Here is a 15,539-nt window from a genome sequence, read left to right as displayed (position 1 = left end):
ACGCGAGTCAGCGCAGCGGTCAGAGTGGTTTTACCGTGGTCAACGTGGCCGATGGTACCTACGTTAACGTGCGGTTTGTTACGTTCGAATGATTGTTTAGCCACGAGATAAATCCTCTTGATTCAATAATTGGCTTATCAGTTCTGCTTGATAACGGCGTCGGCAATATTCTGCGGAGCTTCGGCATAGCCTTTGAACTCCATGGAATAGGTCGCACGACCCTGAGACGCGGAACGCAAGTCAGTAGCGTAACCGAACATCTCACCCAGCGGTACCTCGGCGTTGATCACCTTGCCGGAAGTGCTGTCTTCCATGCCCTGTACCAGACCACGACGACGGTTCAGGTCGCCCATGACGTCACCCATGTACTCTTCAGGGGTCACGACTTCAACCTGCATCATCGGCTCCAGCAGGCAAGGACTAGCTTCCATTGCATACTTTTTCAGAGCCTGGGATGCGGCGATTTTAAACGCCATCTCGTTGGAGTCAACTTCGTGGAAGGAACCATCATACAGACGCGCCTTCAGGCCGATGAGCGGGTAGCCGGCGATGACGCCGTTCTTCATCTGCTCTTCAACGCCCTTCTGAACCGCCGGGATGTATTCCTTCGGAATGGCACCACCCACGATCTCGTTGATGAACTCCAGACCTTCTTCTTCACTCGGCGTGAACTCGATCACAACGTGACCGTACTGACCACGACCACCAGACTGACGCGCGAACTTGTGGTTGGCCACGACGTTCTTGCGGATCTTCTCGCGGTAGGCCACCTGCGGCTTGCCGATGTTGGCTTCAACCTTGAACTCACGCTTCATGCGGTCAACGATGATATCCAGGTGCAGCTCACCCATACCGGAGATGATGGTCTGACCGGTTTCTTCGTCGGTTTCAACGCGGAAAGACGGGTCTTCCTGGGCCAGTTTGCCCAGTGCCACGCCCATTTTTTCCTGGTCGGCCTTGGACTTCGGCTCAACGGCCACAGAGATTACCGGATCCGGGAATTCCATACGCTCCAGGATAATCTTGTTATCCATGTCGCACAGGGTGTCACCGGTGGTCACGTCTTTCAGGCCGATCATGGCGGCGATATCACCGGCACGAACTTCCTTGATCTCTTCACGGCTGTTGGCGTGCATCTGTACCATACGACCGATACGCTCTTTCTTCTGGCGCACAGAGTTGTATACGCTGTCGCCAGAGTTCAGAACACCCGAGTACACACGTACGAAGGTCAGGGTACCCACGAACGGGTCGGTTGCGATCTTGAACGCCAGCGCCGCGAACGGAGCATTGTCGTCGGCTTCACGGGTTTCAACGGTTTCAGCCGCATCATCCAGAGTACCTTCGATCGCCTTGACTTCAGTCGGCGCCGGCAGGTATTCGATAACAGCATCCAGAACCGCCTGTACACCCTTGTTCTTAAACGCGGAACCAGCCTGCATCAGAATGATTTCGTTGTTCAGTGTACGGGCACGCAGGCCTGACTTGATTTCTTCGACAGTCAGCTCGCCTTCTTCCAGGTACTTGTCCATCAGCTCTTCAGAGGCTTCAGCAGCCGCTTCAACCATCTGTTCGTAGTACTGATCGACTGTATCCTGCATGTCGGCCGGGATTTCACCTTCTTCGAAGGTCATACCCATGTCGTCTTCGTTCCACAGAATCGCTTTGCCGCGCAGCAGGTCAACGACGCCCTTGAATTCGTCTTCCGCACCGATCGGCAGGTTGATCGGCACCGGGACCGCACCCAGGCGTTTTTTCAGCTGCTCTTCAACCATGTAGAAGTTGGCACCGGCACGGTCCATCTTGTTGACGAACACCATACGGGGAACTTCGTACTTGTTAGCCTGACGCCATACGGTTTCGGTCTGCGGCTGTACGCCTGAAGAGGCACACAGAACCACGACAGCGCCGTCCAGTACACGCAGGGAACGCTCTACTTCGATGGTGAAGTCAACGTGCCCCGGGGTGTCGATGATGTTGACACGGTGTTCCGGGAACTGCTGCTGCATGCCGCTCCAAAAGCAGGTTACAGCGGCAGACGTGATGGTGATACCACGCTCCTGCTCCTGCTCCATCCAGTCAGTCGTAGAAGCACCATCATGGGTTTCACCCATTTTGTGGCTACGGCCTGTGTAGAACAGAACACGTTCAGTGGTGGTAGTCTTGCCGGCGTCAACGTGCGCGCAGATACCGATATTACGGTAGCGCGCGAGGGGTGTAGTTCGAGCCACGACTCAATTCCTCTGAAGATTAGAAGCGATAGTGTGCGAAAGCCTTGTTGGCTTCAGCCATGCGGTGCACGTCTTCACGTTTCTTGACTGCAGCGCCACGTCCTTCAGAAGCGTCAACCAGCTCACCGGCGAGACGCAGAGCCATGGATTTTTCACCACGCTTGCGGGCCGCGTCTACAAGCCAGCGCATGGACAGCGCCATACGACGAGAGGGACGTACTTCTACAGGCACCTGGTAAGTCGCACCACCCACACGGCGGGATTTGACTTCAACCATCGGCTGAACGGTTTCCAGTGCTTTTTCAAACAGTTCCAGCGGGTCCTGCTTGGTGCGCTCTTCGATTTTTTCCATCGCACCGTACACGATGCGCTCGGCAACAGACTTCTTGCCGTGCACCATCAGGTGGTTGATGAATTTTGCCAGTGTAGTGTTACCGAACTTGGGATCCGGCAGGATTTCACGCTTCGCAGCGATGCGTCTTCTTGGCATGGATAAGCCCTCTATAAAATGTTTAAGGTCTTCAGGAATATGCGGTATGTATACACATCCGCCCTTACTCTTATCGTCTTTCGGTATTGCTTTAACAGCTGCGGAACCCTAAGCGGCCACCGGCTGGAACAGCTTCACCGTCGGAGCGACGGGATCAGGACTTGGGACGCTTGGTACCGTACTTGGAACGACCCTGTTTACGATCGTTGACACCGGAGCAGTCCAGAGAACCACGAACCGTGTGGTAACGCACACCCGGCAAGTCTTTTACACGACCGCCGCGGATCAGAACCACGGAGTGTTCCTGCAGGTTGTGACCTTCACCACCAATGTAGGAAGACACTTCGTAACCGTTAGTCAGACGCACACGACATACTTTACGCAGAGCCGAGTTCGGCTTCTTCGGAGTAGTAGTGTAAACACGGGTACATACACCGCGACGCTGCGGACATGCCTGAAGCGCACGAACGTCGCTCTGCTGTACCTTGCGCTTACGCGGCTTGCGTACCAACTGGTTGATTGTTGCCATTAAGCAAACTCCACGTTTGGTTTATAAGCACCATTAAAAAGCCGGATTCATATCCAGCACGAAAGGGCCGGAATTTTAATCAATTCCGGCCCTGCACGTCAATTATTGAGCAATATTTACTCAGCGTCTGGCGACATGGACGCGTTCAGTGCTTCGGTCAGTGCCTGCTGCACGTCTTCCGCACTTACGGTCACGCCTTCAGTTGCCATTTGACGTTTACGCTTGCGTTCGCTGTGGTACGCCAGGCCGGTACCGGCCGGGATCAGACGACCCACAACTACGTTTTCTTTCAACCCGCGCAGGAAGTCCTGCTTGCCGGTTACCGCACCCTCAGTCAGCACGCGGGTCGTCTCCTGGAAGGAGGCCGCTGAGATGAAGGATTCGGTTGCCAGCGATGCCTTAGTAATACCCAGCAGCACACGTTCGTACTTAGCCGGGATCTTGCCTTCGGCTTCCAGGCGCTGGTTCTGGTCGATGATCGCCGCATATTCAACCTGGTCACCCGGGATGAAGTCGGAGTCGCCGTTTTCCAGAATCTCGGCCTTGCGCAGCATCTGGCGCACGATCACTTCAATGTGCTTGTCGTTGATCGCTACACCCTGGAGGCGGTAAACCTCCTGAATCTCGCTGACGATATACTTGGCCAGCTCTTCCACACCCAGAATGCGCAGAATGTCGTGAGCGTTGGACGGACCATCGGAGATAACTTCACCCTTCTCCACGGTTTCACCTTCAAACACGTTCAGGTTACGCCACTTCTGGATCATGGTCTCGACCGGATCACCACCGTTGTTCGGCGTGATCACGATACGACGCTTGCCCTTGGTTTCCTTGCCGAAGGTCACGGTACCGGACACTTCTGCCAGTACGGCGGATTCTTTCGGCTTGCGCGCTTCGAACAAGTCGGCAACACGCGGCAGACCACCGGTGATGTCCTTGTTGACCGAACCTTCCTGCGGGATACGCGCCAGGATGTCACCGATCTGTACGTCCGCACCGTCGTTCAGGTTAACGATCGCACGGGCCGGCAGCAGGTACTGGGCCGGCATCTCGGTACCCGGGTGGAAGACATCGTTGCCGTTGGCATCCACCAGCTTGATCATCGGACGAATGTCCTTGCCCGCCTGCGGACGGTCCTTGGCATCCAGAATCTCGATGGTCGACAGGCCGGTCAGTTCGTCGGTCTGACGCTTGATGGTGATACCATCGTCCATGCCCACGTATTCGATCTTGCCCGCCACTTCGGTCACGATCGGGTGAGTATGCGGGTCCCAGTTAGCCACGACGGCACCGGCGTCAACCTTGGAGCCATCACGCACCTTGATGATCGCACCGTACGGCAGCTTGTAGCGCTCGCGCTCACGACCGTGCTCATCAGATACACCCACCTCGCCGGAGCGGGAGGTTGCCACCAGGTTGCCATCGGTACGCTCAACGAACTTCAGGTTGTGCAGGCGGATCTCACCGCCGTTCTTGACCTGAATGCTGTCGACCGCTGCGGCTCGTGATGCCGCACCACCGATGTGGAAGGTACGCATGGTCAGCTGGGTACCCGGCTCACCGATGGACTGGGCAGCGATAACACCGACCGCTTCGCCGCGGTTAACCAGGTGCCCGCGGCCCAGGTCACGGCCGTAACAGTTGGAGCAGATGCCGATCTTGGCTTCACAGGTGATCGCGGAGCGTACCAAGATCTCATCAATGCCGCTGTACTTCTCGTCGTTTTCCAGCAAATGCACCCAGGCTTCATCAATCAGGGTGCCGGCCGGGATAAGCGTTTCGGTTTCGCTCGGATCCAGTACGTCTTCGGCCACAACTCGGCCCAGCACGCGCTCACCCAGAGTCACGATTACGTCACCGCCTTCGATCATCGGCTGCACCACGACGCCACGATCGGTGCCACAGTCTTCTTCGGTGATGACCACGTCCTGCGCCACGTCAACCAGACGACGCGTCAGGTAACCGGAGTTCGCGGTCTTCAGTGCGGTATCCGCCAGACCCTTACGGGCACCGTGGGTGGAGATGAAGTACTGGAGTACGTTCAAACCCTCACGGAAGTTGGCCACGATCGGCGTCTCGATGATGGAGCCATCCGGCTTAGCCATCAGACCACGCATACCGGACAGCTGACGGATCTGGGCCGCACTGCCTCGTGCACCGGAGTCGGCCATCATGTAGACGGAGTTGAATGACTCCTGCTCCACCTGGTTGCCTTCAGCATCAGTGACGATGTCGACCTTCAGGTTATCCATCATCTTCTTGGCCAGCAGCTCGTTGGCACGCGACCAGATGTCGATAACCTTATTGTACTTCTCGCCCTGGGTAACCAGACCATCCGCAAACTGACGCTCGATCTCTTTCACTTCGGCATCGGCTTCGGCAATGATATCGACCTTCTCGGCCGGAATCTCAAAGTCGTTGACGCCAATGGAGGAGCCGGACATAGTCGCCTGACGGAAACCCATGTACATCAGCTGGTCGGCAAAGATGACGGTGTCCTTGAGGCCGCAACGGCGATAGGCTTCGTTCAGCAGGCGCGAGATGGACTTCTTCTTCATCGCCTGATCAACCAGCTCGTACGGCAGGCCGTCCGGTACGATATCGAACAACAGCGCACGACCAACCGTGGTGTCCTTCAACCCGTAACGTTTCTCGACATTGCCCTGAATGTCACGAATGACTTCGTGCACACGCACCTTGATGCGCGCCTGCAGGTGAACCTGGCCAGCACCGTGCGCACGCTGCACTTCCTTGATGTCGGAGAAGATCATGCCTTCACCCGGGGCGGCAACACGCTCACGGGTCATGTAGTACAGACCCAGTACCACGTCCTGGGACGGTACGATGATCGGCTCGCCGTTGGCCGGTGACAGGATGTTGTTGGTGGACATCATCAGGGCACGGGCTTCGAGCTGGGCTTCCAGGGTCAGCGGTACGTGGACCGCCATCTGGTCACCGTCAAAGTCGGCGTTGTATGCGGCACAGACCAGCGGGTGCAGCTGAATCGCCTTGCCTTCGATCAGGACCGGCTCGAACGCCTGGATACCCAGACGGTGCAGTGTCGGTGCACGGTTCAGCAGGACCGGGTGTTCGCGGATCACCTCATCGAGGATATCCCAGACCAGCGGCTCTTCGCGCTCGACCATCTTCTTGGCGGCCTTGATGGTGGTCGCGTGACCACGCAGCTCCAGCTTGGAGAAGATGAACGGCTTGAACAGCTCCAGCGCCATTTTCTTGGGCAGACCGCACTGGTGCAGACGCAGGTACGGACCTACCACGATTACGGAACGGCCAGAGTAGTCAACACGCTTACCGAGCAGGTTCTGACGGAAACGGCCCTGCTTACCCTTGATCATGTCGGCCAGGGATTTCAGCGGGCGCTTGTTGGAACCGGTGATGGCACGACCGCGACGGCCGTTGTCCAGCAGCGCATCGACAGACTCCTGCAACATGCGCTTTTCGTTGCGCACGATGATGTCCGGCGCGTTCAGGTCGAGCAGACGCTTCAGACGGTTGTTACGGTTGATCACGCGGCGGTACAGATCGTTCAGATCCGAGGTCGCAAATCGGCCACCATCCAGCGGAACCAGCGGACGCAGATCCGGCGGCAGTACCGGCAGCACTTCCATGATCATCCAGGCGGGATCGTTGCCAGACTTGTGGAAGGCTTCCAGCAGCTTCAGGCGCTTGGACAGCTTCTTGATCTTGGTTTCGGAGTTGGTCTGCGGCAGCTCTTCACGCAGCTGCTGGCACTCTTCTTCCAGATCGATGGACGACAGCAGTTCACGTACGGCCTCGGCACCCATACGGGCGTCGAATTCATCACCGTATTCTTCCAGCGCTTCAAAGTACTGCTCGTCATTCATCAGCTGGCCGCGCTCCAGCGTGGTCATGCCCGGCTCGATCACCACGAAGGATTCGAAGTAGAGCACGCGCTCGATATCGCGCAGGGTCATATCCAGCATCAGGCCGATACGGGACGGCAATGACTTCAGGAACCAGATGTGGGCAACCGGCGAAGCCAGTTCAATGTGCGCCATGCGCTCGCGGCGCACCTTGGTCTGGGTGACTTCAACGCCACACTTCTCACAGATGACACCACGGTGCTTCATGCGCTTGTACTTGCCGCACAGGCACTCGTAGTCCTTCACCGGACCAAAGATCTTGGCACAGAAAAGGCCGTCACGCTCCGGCTTGAAGGTACGGTAGTTGATGGTTTCCGGCTTTTTAACTTCGCCGTAGGACCAGGAACGGATCATGTCCGGTGACGCCAGGGACACACGAATAGAGTCGAACTCTTCGGACTGTCCCTGGGACTTCAGCAGATTCAGCAAGTCTTTCATTGTCTATAGCTCCTCGCGGAGTTCTCTGCGCCGGGGCCCGCAAGCCCCGGCCTGGTGATCATTAAGGACTTATTCGCTCTCGAGCTCGATATCAATACCGAGCGAGCGGATTTCCTTGATCAACACGTTGAACGATTCCGGCATGCCCGGTTCCATACGGTGATCGCCATCGACGATGTTCTTATACATCTTGGTACGACCGTTCACATCGTCCGACTTCACGGTCAGCATCTCCTGCAGGGTGTAGGCGGCGCCGTAGGCTTCCAGCGCCCAGACCTCCATCTCACCGAAGCGCTGACCACCGAACTGCGCCTTACCGCCCAGCGGCTGCTGGGTGACCAAGCTGTAGGAGCCGGTGGAACGTGCGTGCATCTTGTCGTCGACCAGGTGGTTCAACTTCAGCATGTACATGTAACCCACGGTTACCGGACGGTCGAAGATGTCACCGGTACGGCCGTCATACAGACGCACCTGACCACTGTCGTCAAGGTCGGCCAGACGCAGCAGCGCCTTGATCTCGCTCTCCTTGGCACCATCGAAGACCGGCGTTGCCAGCGGCACGCCACGGCGCAGGTTGGCTGCCAGTTCCAGGATCTCGTCATCGCTGAAGCTGTCCAGATCTTCCTGACGACCGGCAGTCAGACCGCCATGATCATCATTGTAGATCTGCCCCAGGAAATCGCGCAGCGCCTTGACCTTCTCAGCCTTGGCCTGCTCCTGTTCCAGCAGGGCATTGATCTTGCGACCCAGGCCGGTCGCCGCCATGCCGAAGTGCGTTTCCAGGATCTGACCCACGTTCATACGGGACGGTACGCCCAGCGGGTTGAGTACGATGTCGACAGGCTCGCCATTGGCGTCGTACGGCATGTCCTCGACCGGCATGATCACGGAGATAACACCCTTGTTACCATGACGGCCCGCCATCTTGTCACCCGGCTGCACGCGGCGCTTGGTGGCCACGTACACCTTGACAATTTTCAGCACGCCCGGCGCCAGGTCATCGCCGGTCTGCAGCTTGCTCTTCTTGTCTTCGAAGCGCTTGTCCAGATTTTCGCGACGCTCTTCCAGGTGCTTGCGGGCCAACTCCAGCTCTTCGGCAACCGCTTCATCCGCCACTCGGATCTTGAACCAGTCAGCCTTTTTCAGATCAGCCAGGAAGTCTTCGGTGATTTCTTCACCCTTCTTCAGGCCGGCACCGCCTTCGGCACTCAGACCCACCAGCTTGCGCTGCAGACGTTCGAAGGTAGCCTGTTCGACAATGCGGAACTCTTCGTTCAAGTCTTTGCGGATCGCATCCAGCTCGGACTTCTCGATGGACAGCGCACGCTCATCACGCTGCACGCCATCACGGGTGAAGACCTGAACATCGATAACCTTGCCGACAGTGCCGGTCTTCACGCGCAGCGAGGTGTCCTTCACGTCGGACGCCTTTTCACCGAAGATCGCACGCAGCAGCTTTTCTTCAGGCGTCAGCTGGGTTTCACCCTTCGGTGTTACCTTGCCGACTAGAATATCACCCGGGCCGACTTCAGCACCGATGTGCACGATGCCCGCCTCGTCCAACTTGGCCAGCGCGGACTCGCCCACGTTGGGAATGTCAGAGGTGATCTCTTCCGGCCCCAGCTTGGTGTCACGTGCCACACAGGTCAGTTCCTGAATATGGATGGTGGTGAAACGGTCTTCCTGCACCACGCGCTCGGAGATGAGGATGGAGTCCTCAAAGTTGTAGCCGTTCCAAGGCATGAACGCGATGCGCATGTTCTGACCCAGTGCCAGCTCGCCCAGGTCGACAGACGGACCGTCAGCCATGACATCGCCACGCTGTACCGTATCGCCCGGGTTCACGATGGAACGCTGATTGATACAGGTGTTCTGGTTGGAACGCACGTACTTGGTCAGGTTGTAGATATCCACACCGGCGTCACCGGCGTGCACCTCATCATCGTGTACACGCACAACGATGCGTGCCGCATCCACAGACTCGATAACACCACCGCGACGGGCCACGACGCAGACACCTGAGTCTTGGGCCACGTTGCGCTCGATGCCGGTACCGACCAGCGGTTTCTCGGCACGCAGGGTCGGCACGGCCTGACGCTGCATGTTGGACCCCATCAGGGCTCGGTTGGCGTCATCGTGCTCCAGGAACGGAATCAGGGACGCCGCAACGGATACCACCTGACGCGGAGACACGTCCATATACTGGACACGCTCGGGGCCCATGACAGTGAATTCGTTGAGGTGACGCACTGCAACCAGTTCGTCGGTCAGACGGCCGTCATCGTCCATCGCCGCAGATGCCTGGGCGATGACGTACTTGTTCTCTTCGATCGCTGACAGATAATCGATATCATCGGTCACCTGGCCATCAACTACGCGACGATACGGCGTTTCCAGGAAGCCATAATCGTTGGTGCGCGCGAAGACCGCCAGCGAGTTGATCAGACCGATGTTCGGACCCTCAGGGGTCTCGATCGGGCAGACACGACCGTAGTGAGTCGGATGCACGTCACGCACTTCGAAGCCGGCACGCTCACGGGTCAGACCGCCCGGGCCCAGCGCAGAAACACGACGCTTATGCGTGACTTCGGACAGCGGGTTGTTCTGGTCCATGAACTGGGACAACTGAGAAGAACCGAAGAACTCCTTGATCGCGGCTGCCACCGGCTTGGCGTTGATCAGGTCCTGCGGCATCAGGTTGTCGGATTCGGCCATGGACAAACGCTCGCGCACGGCACGCTCGACACGGACCAGACCAACACGGAACTGGTTCTCGGCCATTTCACCCACGGAACGGATACGACGGTTGCCCAAGTGGTCGATATCATCGACGGTACCCTTGCCGTTACGGATCTCGATCAGGGTGCGCATCACGTCGAGGATGTCATCCTTGTCGAGGATACCGGAACCGGTCACCGCTTCGCGGCCCAGACGACGGTTGAACTTCATGCGGCCCACGGCCGACAGGTCATAACGCTCGTCAGAGAAGAACAGGTTCTCGAACAGGCCTTCGGCAGACTCTTTAGTCGGCGGCTCGCCCGGACGCATCATGCGGTAGATTTCGACCAGCGCTTCCAGCTGGTTGCGGGTCGGATCGATACGCAGAGTGTCTGAAATGAACGATCCGCAGTCCAGATCGTTGGTGTACAGTGTCTCAATGCGATCAATGCCCAGCACCTGCATTTTGCTGATCAGCTCTTCAGTGATCTCGGCGTTGCAGTTGGCGATCAGCTCGCCGGTGCTCGGGTCAACCAGATTGCGCGCCAGGGCCTTGCCGATCAGGTATTCGGCCGGCACGTCCAGCTGCTGCATGCCCGCCTTCGCCATCTGACGGATGTGACGCGGGGTGATACGACGACCGGCTTCAACGATGACGTTGCCTTCCGGATCCTTGATCTCGAACGACATGGTTTCGCCACGCAGACGTTCCGGGATCAGGTCCATCCAAATGCGGTCCTGTTCCAGCGTCCAGCCGGTGTTCTCGAAAAAGGTCTCCAGGATCTCTTCCGCTTCATACCCCAGGGCGCGCAGCAGTATGGTCGCCGGCAGTTTGCGGCGGCGGTCGATGCGCACGAACAGGCTGTCCTTGGGGTCGAACTCGAAGTCGAGCCAAGAGCCACGGTAGGGAATGATACGCGCGGAGTACAGCAGTTTGCCGGAGGAATGTGTCTTACCCTTGTCGTGGTCGAAGAACACACCCGGAGAGCGATGAAGCTGGGATACAATTACACGTTCGGTACCATTGACCACAAAGGTACCGTTTTCAGTCATCAGGGGCATTTCACCCATGTAGACTTCCTGCTCCTTGATGTCCTTGACCGCTTTGGTGGACGAATCACGGTCATAGATCACCAGGCGCACTTTCACGCGCAGAGGTGCGGCGTAGGTGATGCCACGCTGCTGACACTCTTTCACGTCGAATACGGGTTCGCCCAGGCGGTAACCGGCATACTCGAGGGCGGCGTTGCCAGAGTAAGAGACAATTGGAAATACGGAATTGAACGCAGCGTGCAAGCCTTCGTCACGACGTCCTTCACCAGCGCTGCCGTCCTGCAAGAAGCGACGGTAGGAGTCGAGCTGAATTGCCAACAGGTATGGCACATCCATAACCTGCCGCAACTTAGCGAAATTCTTGCGAATGCGTTTCTTCTCAGTATATGAATAAGCCATCAGTGTTCCCCAGCATCTGCACCCAGGTTGAGAAGCCAGTCCCGTTCGCATGCCTGCGAATGGGCTGTGTAGCCATTATTTATTTGCTGTCTATAAATAACGGAAAAAGGCCGGTGGCGTTACGCCACCAGCCATACGCTTTTCAAGCAGTTTTACGCTGCTTTTTGCGCATCAACGCGATTACTTGAGCTCAACAGTCGCGCCAGCTTCTTCCAGAGCTTTCTTCAGCTCTTCAGCTTCTTCTTTGGAAGCGCCTTCTTTGATGGTTGCCGGAGCGCCGTCAACCATTTCTTTCGCTTCTTTCAGACCCAGGCCAGTCGCGCCGCGAACAGCCTTGATGACGTTTACTTTCTTGTCGCCGGCAGCAGCCAGAACAACGTTGAACTCGGTCTGCTCTTCAGCAGCACCAGCGTCGCCAGCCGGGCCAGCTACAACAGCGGCAGCAGCGGTTACGCCGAATTTTTCTTCCATTGCTTCGATCAGAGCAACTACGTCCTTAACGGACATTTCAGCAACAGCGTTGATGATATCTTCGTGAGTCAGAGACATGATTCAAATCCTGATAATTGGGTAGAGCGATAGCTCGTTAAAACTTTCAAGAAACGGCCAAGAACAAGTCTTAGGCGGCTTCCTGCTCTTTCTGGTCGCGAATGGCCGCAATGGTACGAACCAGCTTGCCAGCAGAAGCTTCCTTCAGAACGCTCATCAGCTTGGCAATCGCTTCGTCGTACGTCGGCAGGCTTGCCAGCATTGCAACGTCAACCACTTCACCTTCGAACGCAGCAGTTTTCAGTTCGAACTGCTCGTTGCTTTTCGCGAATTCCTTCAGGATTCGCGCACCGGCACCCGGGTGCTCGGTGGAGAATGCGATGATGGTCGGACCTACAAAGCTGTCCTGCAGACATGCGTAGTCAGTGCCGTCTACCGCGCGACGAGCCAGTGTGTTACGTACGACTTTCAGCCATACGCCGTTTGCACGGGCTTCTTTACGCAGAGTAGTCATCTGCTCAACAGTGACGCCGCGAGAATCGGCAACAACTGCAGACAGAGCAGACTTGGCAGCTTCCTGGACTTCAGCGACGATCGCTTTTTTGTCTTCGAGTCCTAATGCCACGATTTACTCCTGGATTTAGTCTTGCGACTGTTTACCAACCACCCCTTGCGGGGCTTGTGAGTACGGTGGTTTTGATTCGCGTGAATCTCACCGTCTGCGCAGGCTGGTGTTTCCATTAAGATGCCGCCACCGAAGGTGGAGCATCACCTGCGGTCTTTGACGGCCTTCGTCTCTGTATTACAGGTCACGAAGACCCTCAAAAAACCTTTGCGCCGATCAGAAGCTCAGAGAGGACTGATCGATCGCCAGACCCGGGCCCATGGTAGTGGACAGGGTCACTTTCTTAACGTATACGCCCTTGGCAGAGGCAGGCTTCAGCTTCTTCAGCTCAGCCAGCAGCGCTTCCACATTCTCCTGAACCGCCTGAGCTTCAAAGCCCAGCTTGCCCACGGAGCAGTGGATGATGCCGTTTTTGTCAGTACGGAAACGTACCTGACCAGCCTTGGCATTGTTGACGGCAGTGGTCACGTCCGGAGTCACGGTACCGACTTTCGGGTTCGGCATCAGGCCACGCGGACCCAGGATCTGACCCAGCTGACCCACGACACGCATGGCGTCGGGCGTCGCGATAACAACGTCAAAATCCAGGTTACCGGCCTTGACCTGTTCTGCCAGATCTTCAAAGCCAACCACGTCAGCGCCTGCAGCTTTGGCTTTCTCAGCGTTGTCACCCTGAGCAAATACCGCTACACGCACGTCTTTACCAGTACCGTTCGGCAGTACGCTGGAACCGCGCACAACCTGGTCGGATTTACGCGGATCCACACCCAGATTTACCGCAACGTCAACAGACTCGGTAAACTTGACTGCAGAGATCTCACCCAGCAGCGCAACAGCGTCGGCTACCGGGTACAGCTTGCCGCTTTCAACCTTCTCACGGATCGCCTTCTGGCGCTTAGTCAGCTTAGCCATTACTCATCACCCTCTACGACCAGACCCATGGAACGAGCGCTACCAGCGATAGTGCGAACTGCCGCATCCATATCGGACGCAGTCAGGTCGGGCTGCTTGGTAGTGGCGATTTCTTCCAGCTGAGCACGTGTAACAGTACCCACTTTCTCAGTGTTCGGACGCGCAGAACCGCTCTTCAGACCTGCCGCTTTCTTCAGCAGGATCGCTGCCGGCGGAGTCTTGGTGATGAATGTAAAGCTGCGGTCGCTGTATACAGTGATAACAACCGGCACCGGCAGACCCGGCTCCAGGCTCTGGGTCTGTGCGTTGAACGCTTTACAGAACTCCATGATATTAACACCGTGCTGACCCAGTGCCGGACCTACGGGCGGACTCGGGTTAGCCTGACCTGCTTTTACCTGCAGCTTGATATAAGCGTTGATTTTTTTAGCCATTAAGCTACTCCTTTGGGTTCAAACGCCCAGCGGGCTCCCCATTTCTACAACAACGAAACCGCCCTGGAGGGCGGCTTCGTTACCAGACTCAGGCCTTTTCGACCTGAGTAAATTCGAGCTCAACCGGTGTCGAGCGACCAAAGATGAGCACGGCAACCTGCAGACGGTTCTTCTCGTAGTTGACCTCTTCGACCACGCCGTTGAAGTCAGCAAAGGGACCGTCGATGACACGTACCATCTCACCCGGTTCAAATACGGTTTTGGGACGCGGCTTATCAACACCACTTTCAACGCGCTGAAGAATCTCCTGCGCCTCTTTTTCGGTGATCGGTGCCGGCTTATCTGCCGTACCTCCGATGAAGCCCATCACCCGCGGGGTATTCTTGACCAGGTGCCAAGTCTCGTCATTCATGACCATCTGCACCAGAACATAGCCCGGATAAAACTTGCGCTCTGACTTGCGCTTCTTGCCGTCACGAATCTCGACCACCTCTTCGGTCGGCACGAGCACTTCACCGAACAAATCCTGCATACCATGCAGATCGATGCGCTCTTTCAGCGTATTCATGACGCGCTTTTCATAGCCGGAGTAGGCATGCACGACATACCAACGCTTCTTGTCCATGTCCATGCTTACACCTCTTAACCAATAGCGCCGGACACCAGCCACCCCAGCAGGGAATCAAGCCCCCAGAGTGCCAGCCCGACCAGCAATACAGCCAGAACAACGATCGCGGTTGTCTGCAGCGTCTCCTGACGCGTCGGCCATACTACACGACGAATTTCATTCTTGGCTTCTTTGAACAGCTGGAAAAACGATTGGCCTTTTGCAGTCTGCAGCGCGGTAAAGCCCGCAACCACTGCCAACGCAACCAGCGCCAAAACACGATAGAGCAGAGACTCATCGGCAAAAATGGAGTTCCCTACAACACCAGCCGCAACCAATGCAACAACGACAACCCACTTCAGGCCATCGAGCTTAGATCCTTCGGAAGTCACTTTAGAGTTCACGCTTGGAGCCTCGGCTTAATGAAAGCTTGCGCTTTGTGTGACGCCATCCCCGATTAGGAATGGCAGGCCAGGAGGGACTCGAACCCCCAACCTGCGGTTTTGGAGACCGCTGCTCTGCCAATTGAGCTACTGGCCTGTTGCGTAACAGGGAGGCACATTATATGCACCTCCCTACCTGCATGCAACAGGTTTATCGAAAATTATTCGATAATCTTGGATACCACGCCGGCACCGACGGTACGACCACCTTCACGGATGGCGAAGCGCAGACCTTCTTCCATCGCGATCGGGTTGATCAGGGTAAC

The 15,539-nt window shown here is 56.8% G+C and carries 13 protein-coding genes and 1 tRNA gene; all 14 read right to left on the bottom strand.

All coding sequences use genetic code 11. The annotated features are described in order from the left end of the window. Positions 1-104: GTP-binding protein (locus KTN04_RS15940; protein ID WP_254262525.1), on the bottom strand; the 104-nt coding region annotated here is incomplete at its 3' end. Positions 105-137: 33 nt separating this feature from the next. Beyond that, positions 138-2,231 carry an elongation factor G gene (gene fusA / locus KTN04_RS15935; protein WP_217336224.1) on the bottom strand — a complete coding sequence of 698 codons (2,094 nt, stop codon included), beginning with the start codon at positions 2,229-2,231 and terminating at the stop codon, positions 138-140. A gap of 19 nt (positions 2,232-2,250) precedes the next feature. Continuing rightward, on the bottom strand, positions 2,251-2,721 hold the full coding sequence (gene rpsG, locus KTN04_RS15930; RefSeq protein WP_217336223.1) for a 30S ribosomal protein S7: 471 nt from the start codon (positions 2,719-2,721) through the stop codon (positions 2,251-2,253). Positions 2,722-2,875: 154 nt separating this feature from the next. After that, positions 2,876-3,250: a 30S ribosomal protein S12 gene (gene rpsL, locus KTN04_RS15925; RefSeq protein ID WP_217336222.1), complete on the bottom strand. Its 375-nt coding sequence runs from the start codon at positions 3,248-3,250 to the stop codon at positions 2,876-2,878. A 116-nt stretch (positions 3,251-3,366) separates the two neighbouring features. Next, positions 3,367-7,593: a DNA-directed RNA polymerase subunit beta' gene (gene rpoC / locus KTN04_RS15920; protein WP_217336221.1), complete on the bottom strand. Its 4,227-nt coding sequence runs from the start codon at positions 7,591-7,593 to the stop codon at positions 3,367-3,369. Between the two features lie 69 nt (positions 7,594-7,662). Then, a complete protein-coding gene (gene rpoB, locus KTN04_RS15915) occupies positions 7,663-11,763 on the bottom strand; it encodes a DNA-directed RNA polymerase subunit beta (RefSeq protein WP_217336220.1) in 4,101 nt (1,366 codons plus the stop codon). Positions 11,764-11,943: 180 nt separating this feature from the next. Continuing rightward, positions 11,944-12,312, bottom strand: coding sequence for a 50S ribosomal protein L7/L12 (rplL, locus tag KTN04_RS15910; RefSeq protein ID WP_217336219.1), 369 nt, complete (start codon positions 12,310-12,312; stop codon positions 11,944-11,946). A gap of 70 nt (positions 12,313-12,382) precedes the next feature. Beyond that, entirely contained in the window at positions 12,383-12,877 is a 495-nt protein-coding gene (rplJ, locus tag KTN04_RS15905; RefSeq protein WP_217336218.1) for a 50S ribosomal protein L10, read from the bottom strand. A 216-nt stretch (positions 12,878-13,093) separates the two neighbouring features. Next, positions 13,094-13,789, bottom strand: a complete 696-nt coding sequence (rplA, locus tag KTN04_RS15900) for a 50S ribosomal protein L1 (protein WP_217336217.1) — start codon at positions 13,787-13,789, stop codon at positions 13,094-13,096. Continuing rightward, the gene (gene rplK / locus KTN04_RS15895) at positions 13,789-14,223 is read right to left on the bottom strand and encodes a 50S ribosomal protein L11 (protein WP_181737791.1); all 435 of its coding nucleotides are present in this window, start codon (positions 14,221-14,223) and stop codon (positions 13,789-13,791) included. Before rplK ends, rplA begins: the two co-directional genes overlap by 1 nt. Positions 14,224-14,311: 88 nt before the next feature. Further along, positions 14,312-14,854 (bottom strand): transcription termination/antitermination protein NusG, encoded by a 543-nt coding sequence (gene nusG / locus KTN04_RS15890; protein ID WP_217336216.1) that lies wholly within the window; start codon positions 14,852-14,854, stop codon positions 14,312-14,314. An 11-nt stretch (positions 14,855-14,865) separates the two neighbouring features. After that, on the bottom strand, positions 14,866-15,234 hold the full coding sequence (secE, locus tag KTN04_RS15885) for a preprotein translocase subunit SecE (RefSeq protein WP_217336215.1): 369 nt from the start codon (positions 15,232-15,234) through the stop codon (positions 14,866-14,868). A gap of 60 nt (positions 15,235-15,294) precedes the next feature. Further along, positions 15,295-15,370, bottom strand: a tRNA-Trp gene (locus KTN04_RS15880). 64 nt (positions 15,371-15,434) lie between these two features. Then, the coding region (locus KTN04_RS15875) for an EF-Tu C-terminal domain-related protein (RefSeq protein WP_456085652.1) at positions 15,435-15,539 on the bottom strand (105 nt) is incomplete at its 5' end.

Origin of the sequence: Marinobacterium weihaiense, assembly GCF_019061305.1 — a bacterium.
In the GTDB taxonomy this organism is placed as follows: Bacteria; Pseudomonadota; Gammaproteobacteria; order Pseudomonadales; family Balneatricaceae; genus Marinobacterium; species Marinobacterium weihaiense.
Note: the sequence above shows the minus strand (reverse complement) of the source record. Positions and strands in the feature narration are given on the sequence as shown.

Bases quoted from the DNA above. Each gene is read 5' to 3' on its own strand.
- rpsG (WP_217336223.1), bottom strand. From the start codon at position 2,721: ATGCCAAGAAGACGCATCGCTGCGAAGCGTGAAATCCTGCCGGATCCC.
- rpsL (WP_217336222.1), bottom strand. From the start codon at position 3,250: ATGGCAACAATCAACCAGTTGGTACGCAAGCCGCGTAAGCGCAAGGTA.
- rpoC (WP_217336221.1), bottom strand. From the start codon at position 7,593: ATGAAAGACTTGCTGAATCTGCTGAAGTCCCAGGGACAGTCCGAAGAG.
- rpoB (WP_217336220.1), bottom strand. From the start codon at position 11,763: ATGGCTTATTCATATACTGAGAAGAAACGCATTCGCAAGAATTTCGCT.
- rplL (WP_217336219.1), bottom strand. From the start codon at position 12,312: ATGTCTCTGACTCACGAAGATATCATCAACGCTGTTGCTGAAATGTCC.
- rplA (WP_217336217.1), bottom strand. From the start codon at position 13,789: ATGGCTAAGCTGACTAAGCGCCAGAAGGCGATCCGTGAGAAGGTTGAA.
- rplK (WP_181737791.1), bottom strand. From the start codon at position 14,223: ATGGCTAAAAAAATCAACGCTTATATCAAGCTGCAGGTAAAAGCAGGT.
- nusG (WP_217336216.1), bottom strand. From the start codon at position 14,854: ATGGACATGGACAAGAAGCGTTGGTATGTCGTGCATGCCTACTCCGGC.